This window comes from Streptomyces chilikensis (assembly GCF_001642695.1).
Classification (GTDB): Bacteria; Actinomycetota; Actinomycetes; order Streptomycetales; family Streptomycetaceae; genus Streptomyces; species Streptomyces chilikensis.
This window is the reverse complement of the sequence record NZ_LWCC02000191.1, coordinates 1-710: the sequence shown is the minus strand read 5'-3', so window position 1 is coordinate 710 and position 710 is coordinate 1. Positions and strand designations below refer to the sequence as shown.

Genomic DNA, 710 nt, shown 5'->3' with positions numbered 1-710 from the left:
CGACAAGGGCGGCAAGCAGGACACCGCGCGGGAGCTGGCCGCCAACGACTCCGGCACGCTGCTGGACGAGGAGCCCGCCGGCGACGCCCCGGAGGACTACGTCACCGAGAAGCCCAGTCCCTCTCCGAGCCGGGAGAAGAAGGAGAAGGAGAAGAAGGCCGAGGTCCCCGTCAGGCCCGCACCGGAAGCGCTCGAGCCCTCGTCGAAGCCGAAGCCCAAGCCGGAGCCCGAGCCCGAGCCCAGCAGCGACAAGCCGGAGGTGAAGGAGGTGAAGGAGGAGGCCCCGAAGCAGGAGTGGACGACCGAGACCGTCACGGCGCCCAGCACACTGCAGGTCGGCCAGGCCTGGACCACCAACCGGATACGGATGGTCCTGCAGCAGGACGGCAACCTGGTCGTCTACGACAACCGGAGCGGCAAGGCCGTCTGGGCGTCCATGATGTTCGGCAAGAACCACAGGGCCGTCTTCCAGGCGGACGGCAACCTCGTGGTCTACAACCCCAACCAGCCGGTCTGGGCGAGCAAGACGCACGGCAACAGCGGCGCGAAGCTGGTCCTGCGGTCGGACGGCAAGGTCGTCATCACGAACGGGAGCAGGGTCCTCTGGTCCACCTGAACCGGCTCGCCGACGGTGCCCGGCCGGGCCGCGGGGCGCGGCGACCTGGCCGGCGGTGACCCCGGCGCGCCGCCGGCCGCCGCCCGGCCGCCCC

The 710-nt window shown here is 71.3% G+C and carries 1 pseudogene; it reads left to right on the top strand.

Annotation, left to right across the window (positions count from 1 at the left end):
* A pseudogene (locus A2U95_RS31610) lies at positions 1 to 616 on the top strand (mannose-binding protein); the annotation flags it as partial.
* Between the last annotated feature and the right edge of the window lie 94 nt (positions 617 to 710).